Annotated in this window: 15 protein-coding genes; 12 read left to right on the forward strand and 3 right to left on the reverse strand. The window is 26.8% G+C overall.

Annotated elements, in window-relative coordinates; genetic code table 11:
• The first annotated feature begins 80 nt into the window (after positions 1-80).
• The 7 genes from IR151_RS12865 to IR151_RS12895 all read left to right on the forward strand — a co-directional run bounded on the left by IR151_RS12865 (position 81) and on the right by IR151_RS12895 (position 9,165).
• The gene (locus IR151_RS12865) at positions 81-869 is read left to right on the forward strand and encodes an FAD binding domain-containing protein (protein ID WP_227434983.1); all 789 of its coding nucleotides are present in this window, start codon (positions 81-83) and stop codon (positions 867-869) included.
• The gene (locus tag IR151_RS12870) at positions 869-3,169 is read left to right on the forward strand and encodes a molybdopterin cofactor-binding domain-containing protein (RefSeq protein WP_227434985.1); all 2,301 of its coding nucleotides are present in this window, start codon (positions 869-871) and stop codon (positions 3,167-3,169) included. Before IR151_RS12865 ends, IR151_RS12870 begins: the two co-directional genes overlap by 1 nt.
• Before the next feature lie 140 nt (positions 3,170-3,309).
• Positions 3,310-4,587 (forward strand): RNA-guided endonuclease InsQ/TnpB family protein, encoded by a 1,278-nt coding sequence (locus IR151_RS12875; protein ID WP_227434986.1) that lies wholly within the window; start codon positions 3,310-3,312, stop codon positions 4,585-4,587.
• A gap of 201 nt (positions 4,588-4,788) precedes the next feature.
• Positions 4,789-5,517: a selenium cofactor biosynthesis protein YqeC gene (gene yqeC, locus IR151_RS12880; protein ID WP_227434988.1), complete on the forward strand. Its 729-nt coding sequence runs from the start codon at positions 4,789-4,791 to the stop codon at positions 5,515-5,517.
• A gap of 106 nt (positions 5,518-5,623) precedes the next feature.
• Positions 5,624-6,193 (forward strand): molybdenum cofactor cytidylyltransferase, encoded by a 570-nt coding sequence (gene mocA / locus IR151_RS12885; RefSeq protein WP_227434989.1) that lies wholly within the window; start codon positions 5,624-5,626, stop codon positions 6,191-6,193.
• The gene (locus IR151_RS12890) at positions 6,190-7,209 is read left to right on the forward strand and encodes a molybdopterin-binding protein (protein ID WP_227434991.1); all 1,020 of its coding nucleotides are present in this window, start codon (positions 6,190-6,192) and stop codon (positions 7,207-7,209) included. Before mocA ends, IR151_RS12890 begins: the two co-directional genes overlap by 4 nt.
• 330 nt (positions 7,210-7,539) lie before the next feature.
• Positions 7,540-9,165, forward strand: a complete 1,626-nt coding sequence (locus tag IR151_RS12895; RefSeq protein WP_227434992.1) for an ABC-F family ATP-binding cassette domain-containing protein — start codon at positions 7,540-7,542, stop codon at positions 9,163-9,165.
• Positions 9,166-9,472: 307 nt separating this feature from the next.
• On the opposite strand, the gene IR151_RS12900 is transcribed toward IR151_RS12895, so the two are convergent.
• Together IR151_RS12900 and IR151_RS12905 are read right to left on the reverse strand one after the other, a co-directional pair.
• Positions 9,473-9,613, reverse strand: coding sequence for a hypothetical protein (locus IR151_RS12900; RefSeq protein ID WP_227434994.1), 141 nt, complete (start codon positions 9,611-9,613; stop codon positions 9,473-9,475).
• Positions 9,614-9,803: 190 nt separating this feature from the next.
• Positions 9,804-10,916, reverse strand: a complete 1,113-nt coding sequence (locus IR151_RS12905; RefSeq protein ID WP_227434996.1) for a tyrosine-type recombinase/integrase — start codon at positions 10,914-10,916, stop codon at positions 9,804-9,806.
• Positions 10,917-11,263: 347 nt separating this feature from the next.
• On the opposite strand from IR151_RS12905, the gene IR151_RS12910 reads away from it, so the two are divergent.
• A complete protein-coding gene (locus IR151_RS12910) occupies positions 11,264-11,641 on the forward strand; it encodes a BlaI/MecI/CopY family transcriptional regulator (protein WP_227434997.1) in 378 nt (125 codons plus the stop codon).
• Positions 11,642-12,222: 581 nt separating this feature from the next.
• Here IR151_RS12910 and IR151_RS12915 read toward each other — a convergent pair.
• Positions 12,223-12,486, reverse strand: coding sequence for a hypothetical protein (locus IR151_RS12915; protein WP_227434999.1), 264 nt, complete (start codon positions 12,484-12,486; stop codon positions 12,223-12,225).
• A 321-nt stretch (positions 12,487-12,807) separates the two neighbouring features.
• Here IR151_RS12915 and IR151_RS12920 point away from each other — a divergent pair, with 321 nt between their 5' ends.
• The 4 genes from IR151_RS12920 to IR151_RS12935 all read left to right on the forward strand — a co-directional run bounded on the left by IR151_RS12920 (position 12,808) and on the right by IR151_RS12935 (position 16,396).
• Positions 12,808-13,380 carry a hypothetical protein gene (locus IR151_RS12920; RefSeq protein WP_227435000.1) on the forward strand — a complete coding sequence of 191 codons (573 nt, stop codon included), beginning with the start codon at positions 12,808-12,810 and terminating at the stop codon, positions 13,378-13,380.
• A 101-nt stretch (positions 13,381-13,481) separates the two neighbouring features.
• Positions 13,482-14,480: a DUF4003 domain-containing protein gene (locus IR151_RS12925; RefSeq protein WP_227435001.1), complete on the forward strand. Its 999-nt coding sequence runs from the start codon at positions 13,482-13,484 to the stop codon at positions 14,478-14,480.
• 351 nt (positions 14,481-14,831) lie between these two features.
• Positions 14,832-15,470: a lactate utilization protein gene (locus IR151_RS12930; RefSeq protein WP_227435003.1), complete on the forward strand. Its 639-nt coding sequence runs from the start codon at positions 14,832-14,834 to the stop codon at positions 15,468-15,470.
• A 26-nt stretch (positions 15,471-15,496) separates the two neighbouring features.
• Positions 15,497-16,396 (forward strand): YegS/Rv2252/BmrU family lipid kinase, encoded by a 900-nt coding sequence (locus IR151_RS12935; RefSeq protein ID WP_227435009.1) that lies wholly within the window; start codon positions 15,497-15,499, stop codon positions 16,394-16,396.
• Positions 16,397-16,467: the final 71 nt, after the last annotated feature.

The raw sequence follows: 16,467 nt of genomic DNA on the forward strand, positions 1-16,467 counted from the left end.
GTTTACTATATATTTATAAAAATAAAGCAAAGTACTTAGTAGGTTTCAAGTTTTAATAAATATAATATAAGGGGGATAAGATGGTTACTATAAAAGAATATTATGTTCCACAAAGCCTAGAAGAAGCATATAAAATTTTGATTTCTAAAAAAAATAATGTTATTTTAGGTGGTTGCGGATTTATAAAATTAAGCAATAAAAACATAGGAACAGCCATAGATTTAAAGGATATAAATCTAGACTATATAAAAGAGGATGAAAAAAATATACTAATAGGAGCAGATACATCTTTGAGAAGTTTAGAAATAAACAAAACTATTAAAAATTATTGTAGTGGAATAGTCTCAAGTGCTGTTTCTAATATAGTTGGTGTTCAATTTAGACAAGGTGCAAGAATTGGAGCTAGTGTATTTTCAAAGTATGGTTTTTCTGACTTGATTACAGCACTTTTAGTTGTTGGTGCGAAGGTAAGGTTATACAATAGTGGAATATTAGAGTTAAATGAGTTTTTGGATAGTGAATTAAATAAAGATATATTAATTGAGGTAATACTTCCTAAGAAAGATGCAGTAGCTGTATTTGATTCAATAAGAAAGTGTACAGGAGATTTTGCTATATTAAATTCAGCTATGTTAAAAGAAAATGATACTTATAAAATAGCAATTGGAGCAAGACCTCAAAGAGCTAAATTAGCACTTGAAGCAAGTCAAATATTGAGCAAAGAAAAGGATATAGATAAAGCATCTATTATTGTAGGTAAAGAATTAATTTATGGAAGTAATATGAGGGCAAGTAAAGAATATAGAATAGATATGGCAAGTGCACTGCTTAAGAGGATGTATAGTGCTATTGAGGGAGGTAATAAATAATGATTAATAAGGGGATAAGAAAGATAGATAGTACAGCAATTGTGACAGGAAAGCCACTATATACTGAAGACCTTATTATGCATAAAGATGTTTTGACTCTTAAACTTCTTAGAAGTCCACATGCACATGCCAAAATAAAGCATATAGACACGTCAAAAGCTGAAAAAATTCCAGGAGTTGTAGGAATTTATACTTATAAAGATGTACCACAAGTTAGATATTGTGTTCCAGGTCAAACAGAACCAGAAGCATCTCCTTATGATAGAGTTTTACTTGAGGATACAGTTAGATTTGTTGGAGATGAGGTAGCATTAGTAGCAGCAGAAGATGAAAAAACTGCACTTAAAGCTTTAAAAATGATAAAAGTAGAGTATGAGATTTTAAAGCCTGTATTTAATGCAAAAGAAGCAGAAGGAAATGAAGTTATTATACATCCAGAACAAGATATAGTAGAACCGTATCCTTTTGGATTAGATGCAAAAAATAATATAGTATCAAAAGAGTTTTTCGAGTTTGGTGATGTTGAGGCTAAGCTTAAAGAAAGTGAATTTGTGGTAGAAGCATCATATAAGACTCAAAGTCAATCACATTGTATGATGGAAACTCATAGGTCATATGCATATAAAGATATAAATGATAGGATTGTTGTTGTGTCATCATTACAATCACCACACAATGTAAAGAGAATACTTAGAAAAGTATTGGGGATTCCTTCTTCTAAAATAAGGGTGATAAAGCCTAGAATAGGTGGTGGATTTGGAGGAAAGAATATAGCAGCAACAGATATATTTACTGCATTTGTGACTATGAAAACTGGAAGACCAGCAAAATTTGTCTTTACAAGAAGTGAAACCTTTGTAGGTTCTAATAGTAGGCATGAAATGTTTTTTGATGTTAGAGTAGGTGCAGACAAAGAAGGAAATTTAAAGGCGATAGAATTAAAGTCACTAAATAATACAGGTGCCTATGGTGGTAATGGAGTTTCTGTTTCTTCAGAATCAGGTCATAATACATTACCAATATATAATGATATTGATGCTGTTAGATTTGATGCTAGAACAGTATATACTAATAGATTACCAGCAGGTGCACTTAGAGGTTATGGAGCTACACAAGGCATATTTGCAATAGATAGTGCTATTGATGAATTAGCCAATAAGATTGGTATAGATCCTCTTGAATTTAGAGTTAAAAACATAATAGATAGGTACACTAATGGAAAAGCAGCAGAAGAAGAAATTCTAAGCTGTGAATTAAAACAGTGTATAGAAAAAGGGAAAAAATTAATTAATTGGGATGATAAATACCCATGTAAAGATATAGGTAATAACAAGGTAAGAGCAGTAGGAATGGCAGTGGCAAATCATGGTTCTGGTATACCACGTGTAGATATGGCAACAGTGACTATACGAATGGACGAAGATGGGACATATAAGTTATTATCTGGTCTTGCTGATTTAGGTCAAGGTGCTGATACAATTCAAGCACAAATTGCTGCAGAGACTTTAAATACGACTGTAGATAGAATATCTGTTTATACAGGTGATTCAGACCTATGTCCATATGATACAGGTGCGTTTGCTTCTTGTACTACAACAGTTACAGGAAATGCAACAATAAAAACAGCAAATAAATTAAAAGAAATAATACTTTCAGTAGCAGAATCAAAACTAGAGTCTAAAAAAGAGGATTTAGAGTTAAGTAAAGATAGAGTTTTTGTTAAGAATGATGAGAGTAAATTTGTGTTATTAGAGGAATTAGGAAGAGAGTCAGTTGGAGGTATAGGGTTTTCAAGTGACGATGTACCAGTTGTTTTAGAAGCAACAGAATCATTTGGTATGTTAAAAAGAATAAAACCATTTATAGCAGGATTTGCTGAAATAGAACTAGATAAAAATACAGGAGAATATAAGGTAATAAATTTTGCATGTGTACCTGACTGTGGTACGGTTATAAATCCAACATTAGCGAGAATACAAGTAGAAGGTGGAGTAATGATGGGGATAGGGTTTGCAATGTATGAAGACCCTAAATTTGATAAAGATGGAAAGTTATTGACAGACAGTTTCTTGCAGTATAAGGTTCCTACAAAAAAAGAAGTAGGAAATATATTAGTAGATTTTGCTGATAATTTTGACCCAGGAGGGCCTTATGGAGCTAAATCTTTAGGAGAAATAGTTATACATACGCCAGCACCAGCAATTGCAAATGCAATTTTTAATGCTACTGGAGTTCGTATAAGAGAGCTTCCTATAACTTTTGAAAAAGTGTACATGGGGATGAAAAACAACAACAAATAAATTTAATAAATGATATACTATAAAAGTATAAATTTAAGTTATTTTGCAAAATAAAGTAATTTAATAGACATTATATATGGTGCTTTATAAAAATACCATATATAATGTCTAATAGAGTAGGAGTTAAAGGAGGTGAGTTTATGCCAAATAGAACAAAAAACATACATTATGGGACTCAGAGACAACAATTAAAAAATTTAACTAAGAAAGAATATCAGGCTTTGCGAGAGATGTGCTTTTTAGCAAAGAACTTGTATAATGTTGGTACATATAATGTCAGACAACACTACTTTAATCAAGGGGAGCATCTTAATTATGAAGCCAATTATCATGTATGTAAAGAAAATGAAAACTATAAACTACTCAATAGTAATGTAGCACAACAAATACTAAAAGAAGTTGATAGTTCATTTAGGTCATTTTTTGGTTTAATTAAATTAGCTAAAGAAGGCAAGTATGATTTTAGAGGAATAAAATCACCTAAGTATTTAGATAAAGAAGGATTTTTTAGTATAATAATAGGACAAATAAGAATTAAAGAGGATGGAATTTTAAATGTGCCTATGTCTCCCGTATTTAAAAAAATGTATGGAAAGGTGAGTATAAAAGTTCCAAATAATATATTAGACAAAAAAGTTAAGGAAATAAGAATAATACCTAAACATAAGGCTAGGTTCTTTGAAATTCAGTATTGTTATGAAATACCGAAATCAGAGGAAGTTTCAAATAAAAAAAATGCACTGGCAATAGATTTAGGTTTAGAAAACTTATGTACTTGTACTACCAACTTAGGTGATAGTTTTATTATAGATGGAAGAAGGCTTAAGTCTGTGAACCAATGGGCAAATAAGCAAAATGATAAAATAGAGGCTTTAAAATTAAAAAAGAATATAAGTTTAATTACAAGAAAACAATTTAAAGTATGGAATAAAAGAAATAATCAGGTTAAAGACTATGTAAATAAAACTTGCTTTTACATAATTGACTACTGTGTAAAAAATAATATTGGCAATTTGATTGTAGGATATAATGCTAAGTTAGAAAAAAGTGATAATATGGAAAAGAAAATATATAGAAATTTTATAAGAATTCCTTTTGGAGAGATAAAAGGAAAACTAGAGTATCTATGTAAAATAAAAAATATTAATTTCATTAGACAAGAAGAAAGTTATACTAGTAAATCAGATTTTTTTGCCAATGATTATCTTCCTGATATTAATTTGGATGATGTACAGAAACACAAATTTAAGGGAGAAAGAATAACACGTGGTCAATATAAATCTAGTATGGGTATGATTATAAATGCGGATGTAAATGCAAGTCTTAATATATTAAAAAAATCACAAATAGTTGATTTATCTTACTTGCAGAATAATCCTCAGATGTTAAAGCAACCACAAAGAATAAGAATATCTTAATAATAATTAAAAGATAAACTGATAGCGTATAAGCTTACAGCTTAGCGGCGAATTGGATCCGCCTTGTTGTTTACAACAGAATCTATTTACTTTTTAGTTTATAGAATTTCAAAAATCACTTTTACTAAAACAGTTAAATTATAAATTTCAAATAAATCAAATTTAGGATATTTAAAAGAAATATTTATGAGAGGTGAAAGTGTGAAATTATCAGATATGATAGGAGCAAATGAAATAATAACTGTAGTTGGAGCAGGAGGAAAAACTTCATTTATAAAATACTTTGCGAATTTTTATAGAGATAAGCTAAAAGTTTTACTTACAACAACTACTAAAATATATTTACCTGATGAAAAAGACTATGACAATATATTTATGACAATAGATGGAACTTCTATTCCATCTATTTGTTATGGAGTAACAGTATGTGGAAGCTGTATAAATAATGAAAATAAAATAGTAGGAATCAAGTTATCTGATTTAGAAAAAATGATAGACAAATTTGATTTGGTATTGATAGAAGGTGATGGTTCAAAGAGAAAAAAACTTAAAGGTTGGAATGATGGAGAACCAGTAGTATATTGTAAAACTACAAAAACTATAGGTATATTAGATATAACTTCATTTGGAATGGATATTAATGAAGAAAATATACATAGGTTAGATGAATTTAAAAAAATAACTAATTTAAATATGCGTAATATAAATGATAATTCTACAGTAAATCTTGATAATTTAAAAAATGTAGTATTAAATCCAAAAGGATTGTTTAAAAATTATCATGGTAAAAAAATATTATTTATTAATAAAGTCGAAAATGAAATGTATGAAAGTTTAGCTATAAATTTAATTAAAATTATTAAAGAGCATGAAAGTGAAATAGACATATTTTATGGAAGTATAAAACAAAATTTTTGTATAAGATATTGAAGTATTAAAATAATTTATGTGATATTATATATATAGATAATATCAATAAAGATACTATAAAATCATAACAATATCAATACATTATAAATGTTAAGGAATGATATATATGATAAATGCAGTAATAATGGCGTCAGGATTTGCCAGAAGAATGGGAGAAAATAAACTTTTACTGGAATATGATGGATGTTATATAATAGAACATGTACTTAAAGCAGTTAGTAAAATTAATTTTCATCAAGTTGTAGTTGTAAGTCAATATAAAGAAGTTTTAGCATTGTGCAATAAATATGGCTTTAAATATGTAGATAATAAAGATGCAAATATAGGTCAGAGTGAATCCATAAAATTGGGAATTTTAAATAGCTCAAAATGTGATGGATATATGTTTTTTGTGGGAGACCAACCATTTATTGATGATTTATATATAGATAAAATTATAAATACTTTTAAATTAGATAGAGATTTTATAGTAATTCCAAGATGCAAAGATGTATGTGGAAATCCAGTTGTATTTCCATTTAGCAAAAAAAAGGAATTGTTGGCACTTAAAGAAGATGAAAAAGGGAAAACTATTTTAAAAAATTCATCAAAAATAAAATACGTAGAAGTTCCCGAAAAAATGTTATTAGATATTGATACAAAAGTGGATTATGAAAGAATAGGGGGCAAATTATGAAATTAATAAAAACTATAGATGCTGTTGGACAAGTTTTATGTCATGACATTACTCAAATAATACCAGGAGAATTTAAAGGAAGAAAATTTAAAAAGGGACATGTAGTAAAAGAAGAAGACATTCCAGTTTTATTATCTCTTGGTAAAGACAACTTATATGTATGGGAAAAATCAGAGGGAATGATTCATGAAAATGAAGGAGCTTTATTTTTAAAAGAATTAACTGCTGGAGAAAATTTAGATTTCAGTGAAATAAAAGAAGGAAAGATAGATTTTATAGCAGCATGTGATGGGCTTTTAAAAATAGATGTTGATGCACTTTTTGATTTAAATTGTGTTGGTGAAATAATGATGGCAACTCTTCATAATAATTTTGTAGTAAATAAAGGGTTGAAAGTAGCTGGAACAAGAGTCATACCTTTAGTTATAGATGAGAAAAAACTAGAAGAGGCAAAAAAAGTACTTGATAACAGAAAGATAGTCAATGTGATACCTTTTAAACCTAAAAAAGTAGGAATTGTTACCACTGGTAATGAAGTGTTTTACAGTAGAATTGTTGATAAATTTGGACCAGTAATAGAAGAAAAAGTAAAGGGGTTTGGATGTGAAGTTATAGGTCAAACTATATGTCCAGATGATAAAGATATCATAAAAAATGCAATAAAAGAATTTATAAGTCAAGGAGCAGAACTTATCTGTTGTACTGGTGGAATGAGTGTAGACCCAGATGATGTCACACCAACAGCTATAAAAGAGACTGGAGCTGATTTAGTTACATATGGGTCACCAATATTACCAGGAGCAATGTTTTTACTTGCTTACTATGGAGAAGTCCCAATTATGGGTATACCAGGGTGTGCAATGTATCATAAAACTACAGTGTTTGATATAGTTCTATCTAGGATTTTAATAGATGAAAAACTTGACAAATATGATATAGCTAAATATGGTCATGGTGGTCTTTGTATGAACTGTGATGTATGTACTTACCCTGCATGTAATTTTGCTAAAATATAAAACCATAAAAATAGAGTACTTACAAACTTAGGTACTCTTTTTAAGTATTAATTATACAGAAAATATATTTTTACTAATAGCTAAAACAGTTTAAAGATTCAAATAAAGTATTTAGAGTGTGTAAAAGAATTAATAAAGTTGCAATTTGATTTTTTTATAAGTATAATATAATAGATTGTTAATTTTTATGAAACTTACAATCTTTAGTACAATTTTAATAAATATTTCACGAATTTGGTATAAAAAATATGCTGTTTACGTGATAATAAAAATGTTATCAAAATTTTATGATAAAATAAATTATGAACAAAAAGAAAGGAAAATACATTAATGTTACAAGTTACAGGTGTTGGACTTAGATTTGGTGATAAGGAACTATTTAAAGATGTTAACTTAAAATTCACTAAAGGAAATTGTTATGGAATAATAGGAGCTAATGGTGCGGGAAAATCTACTTTTTTAAAAATATTATCAGGAGAAATAGAACCAAATACAGGGAATGTGTCTATAACTGATAAAGAAAGAATGTCAGTTTTAAAACAGGACCACTTCGAATATGAGGAAGAAACTGTTTTAAATGTTGTTATAAGAGGTCATGAAAGACTTTGGAGTATAATGCATGAAAAAGATGCTTTATATATGAAAGAAGATTTTAGCGAAGAAGATGGAATAAAAGCTGCTGAACTTGAAGGTGAGTTTGCAGAACTTGATGGATGGGATGCAGAAACTAACGCTGAAAAAATACTTATGGGTCTTGGTATAACTAAGGATATGCATTACAAACAAATGAAAGAATTAGTTGGTGGAGAGAAGGTTAAAGTGTTATTAGCACAATCACTTTTTGGAAAACCTGAAATACTATTAATGGATGAGCCTACAAACCACTTGGATTTTAAATCAATAAATTGGTTAAATAATTTTATAATGGATTTAGAAGAGTCTATAGTTATAATAGTATCACATGATAGACATTTCTTAAATCAAATATGTACTAATATAGTTGATGTTGACTTTGGTAAAATACAGATGTATGTTGGAAACTACGACTTCTGGTATGAATCAAGTCAATTAGCATTACAACTTGCTAAAGACCAAAACAAAAAGACTGAGGAAAAGATAGCTCAATTAAAGGAATTCATAGCTAGATTTAGTTCTAATGCTTCAAAAGCTAAACAAGCTACATCTAGAAAGAAACAATTAGACAAATTAGAAATTGAAGATATACAACCATCAAGAAGAAGATATCCATATGTAGGATTTACACCTGCTAGGGAAATTGGTAATGAAGTTTTAGAAGTACACAATTTAACTAAAACTATAGATGGAGTTAAAGTACTTGATAATGTTTCATTTAGATTGGATAGAGATGACAAAGTAGTATTTATGGGTGATGAAATAGCTACTACTGCACTTTTAAATATAGTTATGGGAGAACTTGAACCAGATAGTGGAGAATATAAATGGGGAGTAACTACTTCTCAAGATTATCTTCCAAAAAACCATAATAAGTTTTTTGATGGAGTAGAGTATTCTCTAGTTGACTGGCTTAGACAGTTTTCTGAAGAAAAAAGTGAGAGTTTTATAAGAGGATTTTTAGGTAGAATGTTATTCTCTGGAGAAGAAGCTTTAAAAGAAGCTCAAGTTATATCTGGAGGAGAAAAAGTCAGATGTATGCTTAGTAAGCTAATGCTTTCAAATGCAAATGTACTTGTGTTAGATGACCCTACTAACCACTTAGACTTAGAAAGTATAACTTCTGTTAACAAAGGACTTGAAAAATTCCCTGGGGTGCTTTTATTTACTTCTCATGACCATGAGTTTATATCTACTATAGCAAATAGAATTATAGAGATAACTCCAAATGGAATAATGGATAGAAAGATGGATTTTGATGAGTATTTAGAAAGTAAAGAGATACAAGACCAATTAGCTAAAATGTATGGGAAAGATAAATAATTGTTAGTTTAAATATTATTTTTACTAATTATAATTATTAGAATAAAAACCTTTTAATGTTTGAGAATACGCTATAGAAGTATCTAGGTATTTAATCAAATATTAGGAGGTTTTTTATTTAGTATATATATTGTAGTAAATAGGGTTGTAGAGATGACTCAAACAGAACTACGGATAGAAAGATGTATGGATTTTTATTATAAAAAGTACATGTCTCCAAATCAAAATTGATTGTTTACATTGTGTCAAATTACAATAATGTTTGGAGACATAATAAGAAGAAGTTATATAATATAATTTCATAAGTCTATAGACATTCTCTTTTATGATAATGTATTTTTTGTAAGGTTATAGGCGTTACTTTTTCATCATAAAAATCTTCTGCTTTACTAGTAACAATACCACCTAAGCTACAAATGATTTTAACTGTTGTGTCACGTGCTTCCATAAAAATTTCATCAACATCTTGAGAAAATAAATTAAGTTTATAACGCTAAAACTATTTTGTAATAAATATATTTTAACTCTTCTATTATAAAATTAAATTTGAATATTAATTTAACTTTAATTTTATTAGTAGTAAAAATTAATTTTATAGATGATAAAGGCTAGAGTAGTTATAATTAAAAAATGTAATATTAGTTGGCATTAAATAAGTTCTCAGAAATTTTGTCAGATGCTTCTTTATCCATTTCTTTTAGAACATGGGAATAAACATTTAAGGTTGTATTTATATTTGAATGACCAACTCTTTCTGAGATAACTTTTATAGGTACCTTAGAATTTATAAGTAAAGTAACATGTGAATGTCTTAAATCATGAAATCTAATGTGTGGCAAGTCATTCTTTTCTAAAAATCTTTTGAATTTTTTACTCATAACATCTTCAGCAATAGGTTCACATTTTTTATTGAAAAATAACAAGTCATGACTATTTCTAATAGAAGACTTTAATAAGTTTTTATTTTGTTTTATCTTATATTCCTTTAGTAAAAAGATTAATTCCTTTGGAGCAGATATTTTTCTAATAGAGCTTTCAGTCTTTGGTTCTTTAAGAATTACAGAGCCATTAATTCGAGTTGTTATCTTATTTACAGTTATTGTATTCTCTTCAAAATCAATATTATCCCAAGTCAAACCTAAAACTTCTGAAATTCTAAGACCTAAGCCAACTGCTAAATTAATAGGTAGTTCCATATATGTATTTTTTGACAAGTTCAACAATTTTATCATTTGTTCTTTGTCATAAATTTCATTTTTAAATTTTTTATATCTTGGAGCTTCTATATTATCCATAATATTTTCTTTTACTAATTTGAGTCTATATGCTCTTTTTATTGCAAGTTTCAATATATTTATATGAATCTTAATTGATTGAGGATTCAATTTATGAGATAGTTTATCAATGTAGTTCTGTATATGAATTGGATGTAAATCCTGTATTTTATATTTACCAATAGAGGGATTAATATAATTCTTACAAATACTAACATAATTGTTGTATGTAGCTAATGATATATTTTCACTGTACTTTTTTAAAAAATCTAATAGAAATTCTGAGACAGTGATTTCGTTTGGAATTAAAAAGCCATCTTTATACAGACTTTCCTTTACTTCATTTAACCTTTTGCTCGCATCTCTTTTTTTATCAAAAATACCCATGTTCTTTTGTTTTCTTTTTCCAGTATCTTCATCTGTAAATTCAAGATAAACTACATAATTCTTGTTTCGTTTTCTAATAAATGCATTCATATATAACCCACCAATCAAAATTTTATACATTTATTATAACATATGGATAAACTCAAAAATAGTTTTTGAAATAAATTTATGGCTATTTCAAATATTGATATTTATTGATTATAAAATGAGTATATTATCTTAAATATTAGAATTTTAATTTAATAATCTGTTATACTTATATATATAAATAAAATTTATTATTTACTTTTGGGTTTTTTATGTTTGATTGGTACTGAAAATATAAGTTTTTTATATTAATAAATTTGAATTGTATATTTTGAATAAAACCTTTGACTGGGAAAGTTTATTAATATAGTATTTAATTATGTATAAGTTTGAGAGGAGTGTAAAATCATATGACTATTACTAAAATACCACCAGCGGAATTAAAGGTCATGAAATTTATTTGGGGATCAGATTTTACAGTAACATCAAAAGATGTCATTGAAGCTATGGAAAAACTATATGATTGGAAGCAAACTACAACACTAACACTTTTATCAAGATTAGTAAATAAGAAGTTCTTGGATGCTAAAAAGATAGATAGACATACACATTATACAGTTATTATTGGAGAAGCTGAATATTTACATTTTGAAACAAAAACTTTTCTAGATAATATGCATGGAAGTTCTATTGAAAGCTTTATGAAAGCATTGTTCAAAAAGGGGGTAAATGAGGAGGAATTAAATTCTGTTGAAAAATGGGTAAAAGACATTAAGAAAGATGAATAGTTTGTTTGAGATCAATAGCAAGAATAACTTTAAACATATATTTTTTGTAGTAATTGTATGTTTAAATGTATGAACATTTAAGCATTTAATAGTATATAAAAACTAAGGCTTATTAGTTATTTTTAAGATGAATTTAATTATCATAAAATAAATAGTTTTTACAATAATTAGTAAAATGAATTAAAAGTGAAGTAAACTGTAAAATACATAGATTTATTTATTAAGTATCCCTAGTTTTCTAATGCATTTTAATACTATAAGTCTAATATAAAATCAAATTTATTGATATTTAATTTTATATTAGACTTATAGTTAATCGGAGCTTAGCTAAATATCGATTATTAAAATAGAAAACTAAAATTTTTTTATTATTTATACAAATTGATTATTTTTTAGGTATATTAAAAGTTGTAATTTTATTTTTATATTGATTATTTATAGTATATTAAATGACAATGTATTAGATTATCTTGTTGTTTAAATAAGTATTTATAAGTATAAAATAAATATTACTAAAATAGATATTAATAGCCATTAAAATAAAAAGAAAAGTTCCTAATTTTTAGGAACTTTTTATTTGTTTAGTATAATGTATGAGTTTTTGCTTCAGCAATAGCTCTTGCTGCACTTTTAGGATTTTCTATATTCTCTTTTTTATAGAAATTAATTACTTCTTCTAAATCTTTATTTTCAATGTCATCTTTTCTATTTTCAAGAATATAATTTATGATTGATTCGTTTATAAAGTTTGATAAATCTGTATTTTCATTATTAGTCATTTTGTATACTTCTTGTAATAAAATTTCATTAACTTCAACTGTAATTTGTTTTGTATTTTTTATCATATTAATCACCTCTTAAAAAAATTATAGCATTTCAAAAAAATAAAATCAATATGTTTTAAAATTATAGAATTTTAATTCTTAAATTCTTAAAAATAGAAAAATTAAATAGAAGTGGTTTTGAGCTATTAAAAAGATTAATAAAAAAAATATTTAGTCATAAAAGCCTTATACTATATGATTCTAAGATGAAGGATTTATAAAGGTTTAGGGTGAATTAAGTATAAGACAACTTCTTAAAGCAAATGAGTATGGCATTTAAATCTAAATGTAGACATATAATATTAAATATGCTAATATATCAAAATAATAAGGGGGGAATTTATGAAGCTTAAAGAAGCATTGATTACATGTGTTGTATGTAGTGTATGTTTAACTCCATTATTGGTAAATGGAGAAACAAAAATAGATGCAGAGCATTGTAAAGAATCTATAGTAAATATAGATACTATAGTAACGTCAGGTAAAAACTTTAATTCTAAATATAATCAAGGTATGGAAGACTATAAAAGCAGTGATGAGTATAAATTGAAAGTGCAAAAAGAGAGACTAGAAAACCAGCTAGGAATCAAAATAAAGGATTTAATTCCTATAACATTTGAAGTGAGTTATTATACCAGCCTTAACCAAGAAAATGGATATGGAGCTATAACTGCTACAGGAGATGATTTAGAAGATGGTTTTGTGGCAAACAATCACTTAAGTTTTGGAACTAAGATTATTGTAGATGGTAAAGTAAAAACCGTTATGGATAGGGGGTCTAGTAAGTATTTTAGTAATTCTAATGCGATAGATGTATTTGTACCCAAATGGAGTAACGAAAGTGAATCAGAGTATTATGACAGGGTTAATAATATGGGAAGGCACTATAAAAAAGGATACATCATTATGGAATAATAGTTCTTCTTCAAGTAATATGTATTGATTGCAATATTTATTACATATATAATAGATATTAAGTTAATTAATACAACAATGTATATTACTGGGAGGGCAATATGGAACAAACTTTTATAAATGGGAAAATAAACTTATTAATGGAAAATTATAAAGCATTAAATGAAGTTAAAGGTTCTTGGCAAATGGGGTTAATTCAACATAGTTGTGCACTTGCATTTACGCTTAAGAACAAGAGGATAAGCCCTAGATTAGTAGAAGAGCGAATAGAGCTTATTAAAAAAAATACTGGATTATTCTCTAACTTTAGAGGATATAACATATTTTATATTGCAACACTACTTTCATTTGAATCAAATCCAGAAAGTAGTTTTAAGATGATTTTAGAGATATATAAAAATCTTAAAAATGAAAAGTTTTGGGGAGATACATATTTACCACTTACAGCATCAATAGTCTATGAAAATAGAGATAAAATGGATTATATTACATGTATATCAAAAATGAAAACAGTATACGAATATATGAGGAAAAAACATCCATTTTTAACATCTAGTGATGACTATTGTAATATAGCACTTATTGCAATTCATTCAAAAAATTTAGAAGAAGATTTAGAATACATAGAAAAATGCTATGAATTTCTAAATAAAAATGGTTTTTATAAAGGAAATGACTTACAAGCACTATCTCAAATTCTTTTATTTAGCGAAGATAGAACAATGGGTAAATGCAAAAAAACTATTGAACTTAAAAAAGCATTTAAAGAGAATGATTGTAAGTTAAATTATTATGGGTATCCAATAATAGGAGCAATTTCGTTATTAGATTATAAAGAAAATGAAATAATAGAAAATATAAAAAATGTTTCAAATAGACTTAAAGAAGAAAAAGGTTTTGGGAATTGGTCTTTAGGAAAAAGCAATAGAGTAATGATTAGTTCTGCTGTTGTGGCTTCTATTTATGCAGATTCAATACAAAAAGAAAATAATATAGATTCTATAGCTAATAATATATTTTTAAATATTATTATTGCTATTCAAGTTGCTTGTGTAATGGCAGCTACAAGTGCAGCTATAGCATCTTCTTCATCAAATTAGTGACATTATTTATTAAAATTGGATATAATAAACTTAATAATACAATTTATATGTTTAAAAAAGAATATGATATTACACTTAAATTAATTGTGATATTTAATAAAATAAAGCATATAATTAATATATAGATTTCAGAAAATATATAATACTACATACAATATAGGGAAAGTAGAAAAATACATCTACTTTCCTTTTTAATTATAAATTATGAGTTAGTCTTATAAAAAAATTTATGGAAAATTTATTTAAAGTTTTATATTGTATTTTTTCTTAGATGTACTAAAATAAAACTATAAAGAAAATAAAATTTATAACAAACTAATACATATTGAAAATAAGGGGGAAGTTGAGATGGATCAAAATCTAAATTGGCTTAAAGAAAAAAGAATAGAAAAAACAATAAAATCTCTAGAAAGTAATAACATGAAAGGGTATCTAGTAAATAATAAAGAAGAGCTTCTTAAAAAAATTGAAGAAATAGTAGAAGTAGGTTCTTTAGTAGGTTGTGGTGGCTCTATGACTTTATTTGAGACAGGAGTTATTGACTTTATAAGAGAAAAATATGATTTTCTTGATAGATATGCAAAAGATATTAAACCAGAAGAAATGAAAGAAATATACAGAAAATCATTTTGTGCAGATGCTTATTTTACAAGTACTAATGCAATAACAGAAAATGGAGAGCTCTATAATTTAGATGGAAATGGAAATAGAGTAGCTGCTATGATATATGGACCAGACAAAGTAATAGTTGTAGCAGGTGTAAATAAAATAGTTAAAGATGTAGATGAAGCTATAAAAAGAACTAAAACAATAGCCGCTCCAGCAAATTGCAAGAGACTGAATACAAATACTGGATGTAAGACTACTGGCATATGTATAGATTGTTCAAGTCCAGGAAGAATTTGCTGTAGCTATACACTTATAAAAAGACAATTAGCACCAGAAAGAATACATGTAATTTTCTTAAACGAGGACTTTGGATATTAAAAGAATAAAATAAGTAAGGAGAAATAATGAAAAAAGTAAAACTTATATACAATCCTAATTCAGGTGAAAAAAAAATATTATCAAATTTAGATACTATTATAGAATTATATCAAAAACAAAATTATTTATTGATACCCTATAGATTGAATATTAAAGAGCCTGTAAATAATGCATTTAAAGAAGTAGATAGTTCCTATGACCATATACTAATAGCAGGTGGCGATGGAACTATAGATTTAGTTGTAAATTCAATGAAAGAGTTAGATATAAAGATTCCAATCGGAATTTTACCTACAGGAACTGCAAATGATTTTTCAAATGCTCTTCAAATTCCATTTGATATAAAAGAAGCTATAAAGGAAATCATAAATTCAAAGCCAAAGAAAATAGACATAGGGAAGGTAAATAATAAATACTTTATAAATGTCGCAAGTGCAGGTATGTTTACTGATGTATCACAAAGAATAAGCACAGACTTAAAGAATTCGTTTGGAAGAATTTCTTATTATATAAAGGGAATAGAAGAAGCATTGTATATGAGGAAGTTTAAGATAAAAGTATATTCCAAAGAGATGAATTATGATGGAGATATGTATCTTATGCTGATTTTTAATGGAAAAACAGCAGGAAATATAAATTTAGCATATAAAGCTGAAATAGATGATGGATATTTAGATGTAATTATTTTTAAAGGAATGCCAATTCCAAAATCAATACCAGTTTTGATAAGTGTGCTTAGAGGTGATTACTTAGATCAATATAATGGAAATGAAATATTGTATTTTAAAACTAAAAAAGTAGATATAGAATGTAAAGATTCTCTTATAACAGACATTGATGGGGAAAAAGGTCCAGATTTTCCTCTCAATATAGAATGTATAAAAGATGGAATAGAGGTTATGGGAATCTGTAGTGGAAAAAGTTAATTATTTAAAATAAATGATGAAGACTAAAATAAAAAATTACTTCTAACTAAATTTATTTATAGTAGAAGTAA

It is taken from the genome of Clostridioides sp. ES-S-0006-03 (genome assembly GCF_020662275.1).
Taxonomy (GTDB): Bacteria; Bacillota; Clostridia; order Peptostreptococcales; family Peptostreptococcaceae; genus Clostridioides.

Bases quoted from the DNA above. Each gene is read 5' to 3' on its own strand.
- IR151_RS12865 (WP_227434983.1), top strand. From the start codon at position 81: ATGGTTACTATAAAAGAATATTATGTTCCACAAAGCCTAGAAGAAGCA.
- IR151_RS12870 (WP_227434985.1), top strand. From the start codon at position 869: ATGATTAATAAGGGGATAAGAAAGATAGATAGTACAGCAATTGTGACA.
- IR151_RS12875 (WP_227434986.1), top strand. From the start codon at position 3,310: ATGCCAAATAGAACAAAAAACATACATTATGGGACTCAGAGACAACAA.
- mocA (WP_227434989.1), top strand. From the start codon at position 5,624: ATGATAAATGCAGTAATAATGGCGTCAGGATTTGCCAGAAGAATGGGA.
- IR151_RS12890 (WP_227434991.1), top strand. From the start codon at position 6,190: ATGAAATTAATAAAAACTATAGATGCTGTTGGACAAGTTTTATGTCAT.
- IR151_RS12895 (WP_227434992.1), top strand. From the start codon at position 7,540: ATGTTACAAGTTACAGGTGTTGGACTTAGATTTGGTGATAAGGAACTA.
- IR151_RS12900 (WP_227434994.1), bottom strand. From the start codon at position 9,613: ATGGAAGCACGTGACACAACAGTTAAAATCATTTGTAGCTTAGGTGGT.
- IR151_RS12905 (WP_227434996.1), bottom strand. From the start codon at position 10,916: ATGAATGCATTTATTAGAAAACGAAACAAGAATTATGTAGTTTATCTT.
- IR151_RS12910 (WP_227434997.1), top strand. From the start codon at position 11,264: ATGACTATTACTAAAATACCACCAGCGGAATTAAAGGTCATGAAATTT.
- IR151_RS12915 (WP_227434999.1), bottom strand. From the start codon at position 12,486: ATGATAAAAAATACAAAACAAATTACAGTTGAAGTTAATGAAATTTTA.
- IR151_RS12920 (WP_227435000.1), top strand. From the start codon at position 12,808: ATGAAGCTTAAAGAAGCATTGATTACATGTGTTGTATGTAGTGTATGT.
- IR151_RS12925 (WP_227435001.1), top strand. From the start codon at position 13,482: ATGGAACAAACTTTTATAAATGGGAAAATAAACTTATTAATGGAAAAT.
- IR151_RS12930 (WP_227435003.1), top strand. From the start codon at position 14,832: ATGGATCAAAATCTAAATTGGCTTAAAGAAAAAAGAATAGAAAAAACA.
- IR151_RS12935 (WP_227435009.1), top strand. From the start codon at position 15,497: ATGAAAAAAGTAAAACTTATATACAATCCTAATTCAGGTGAAAAAAAA.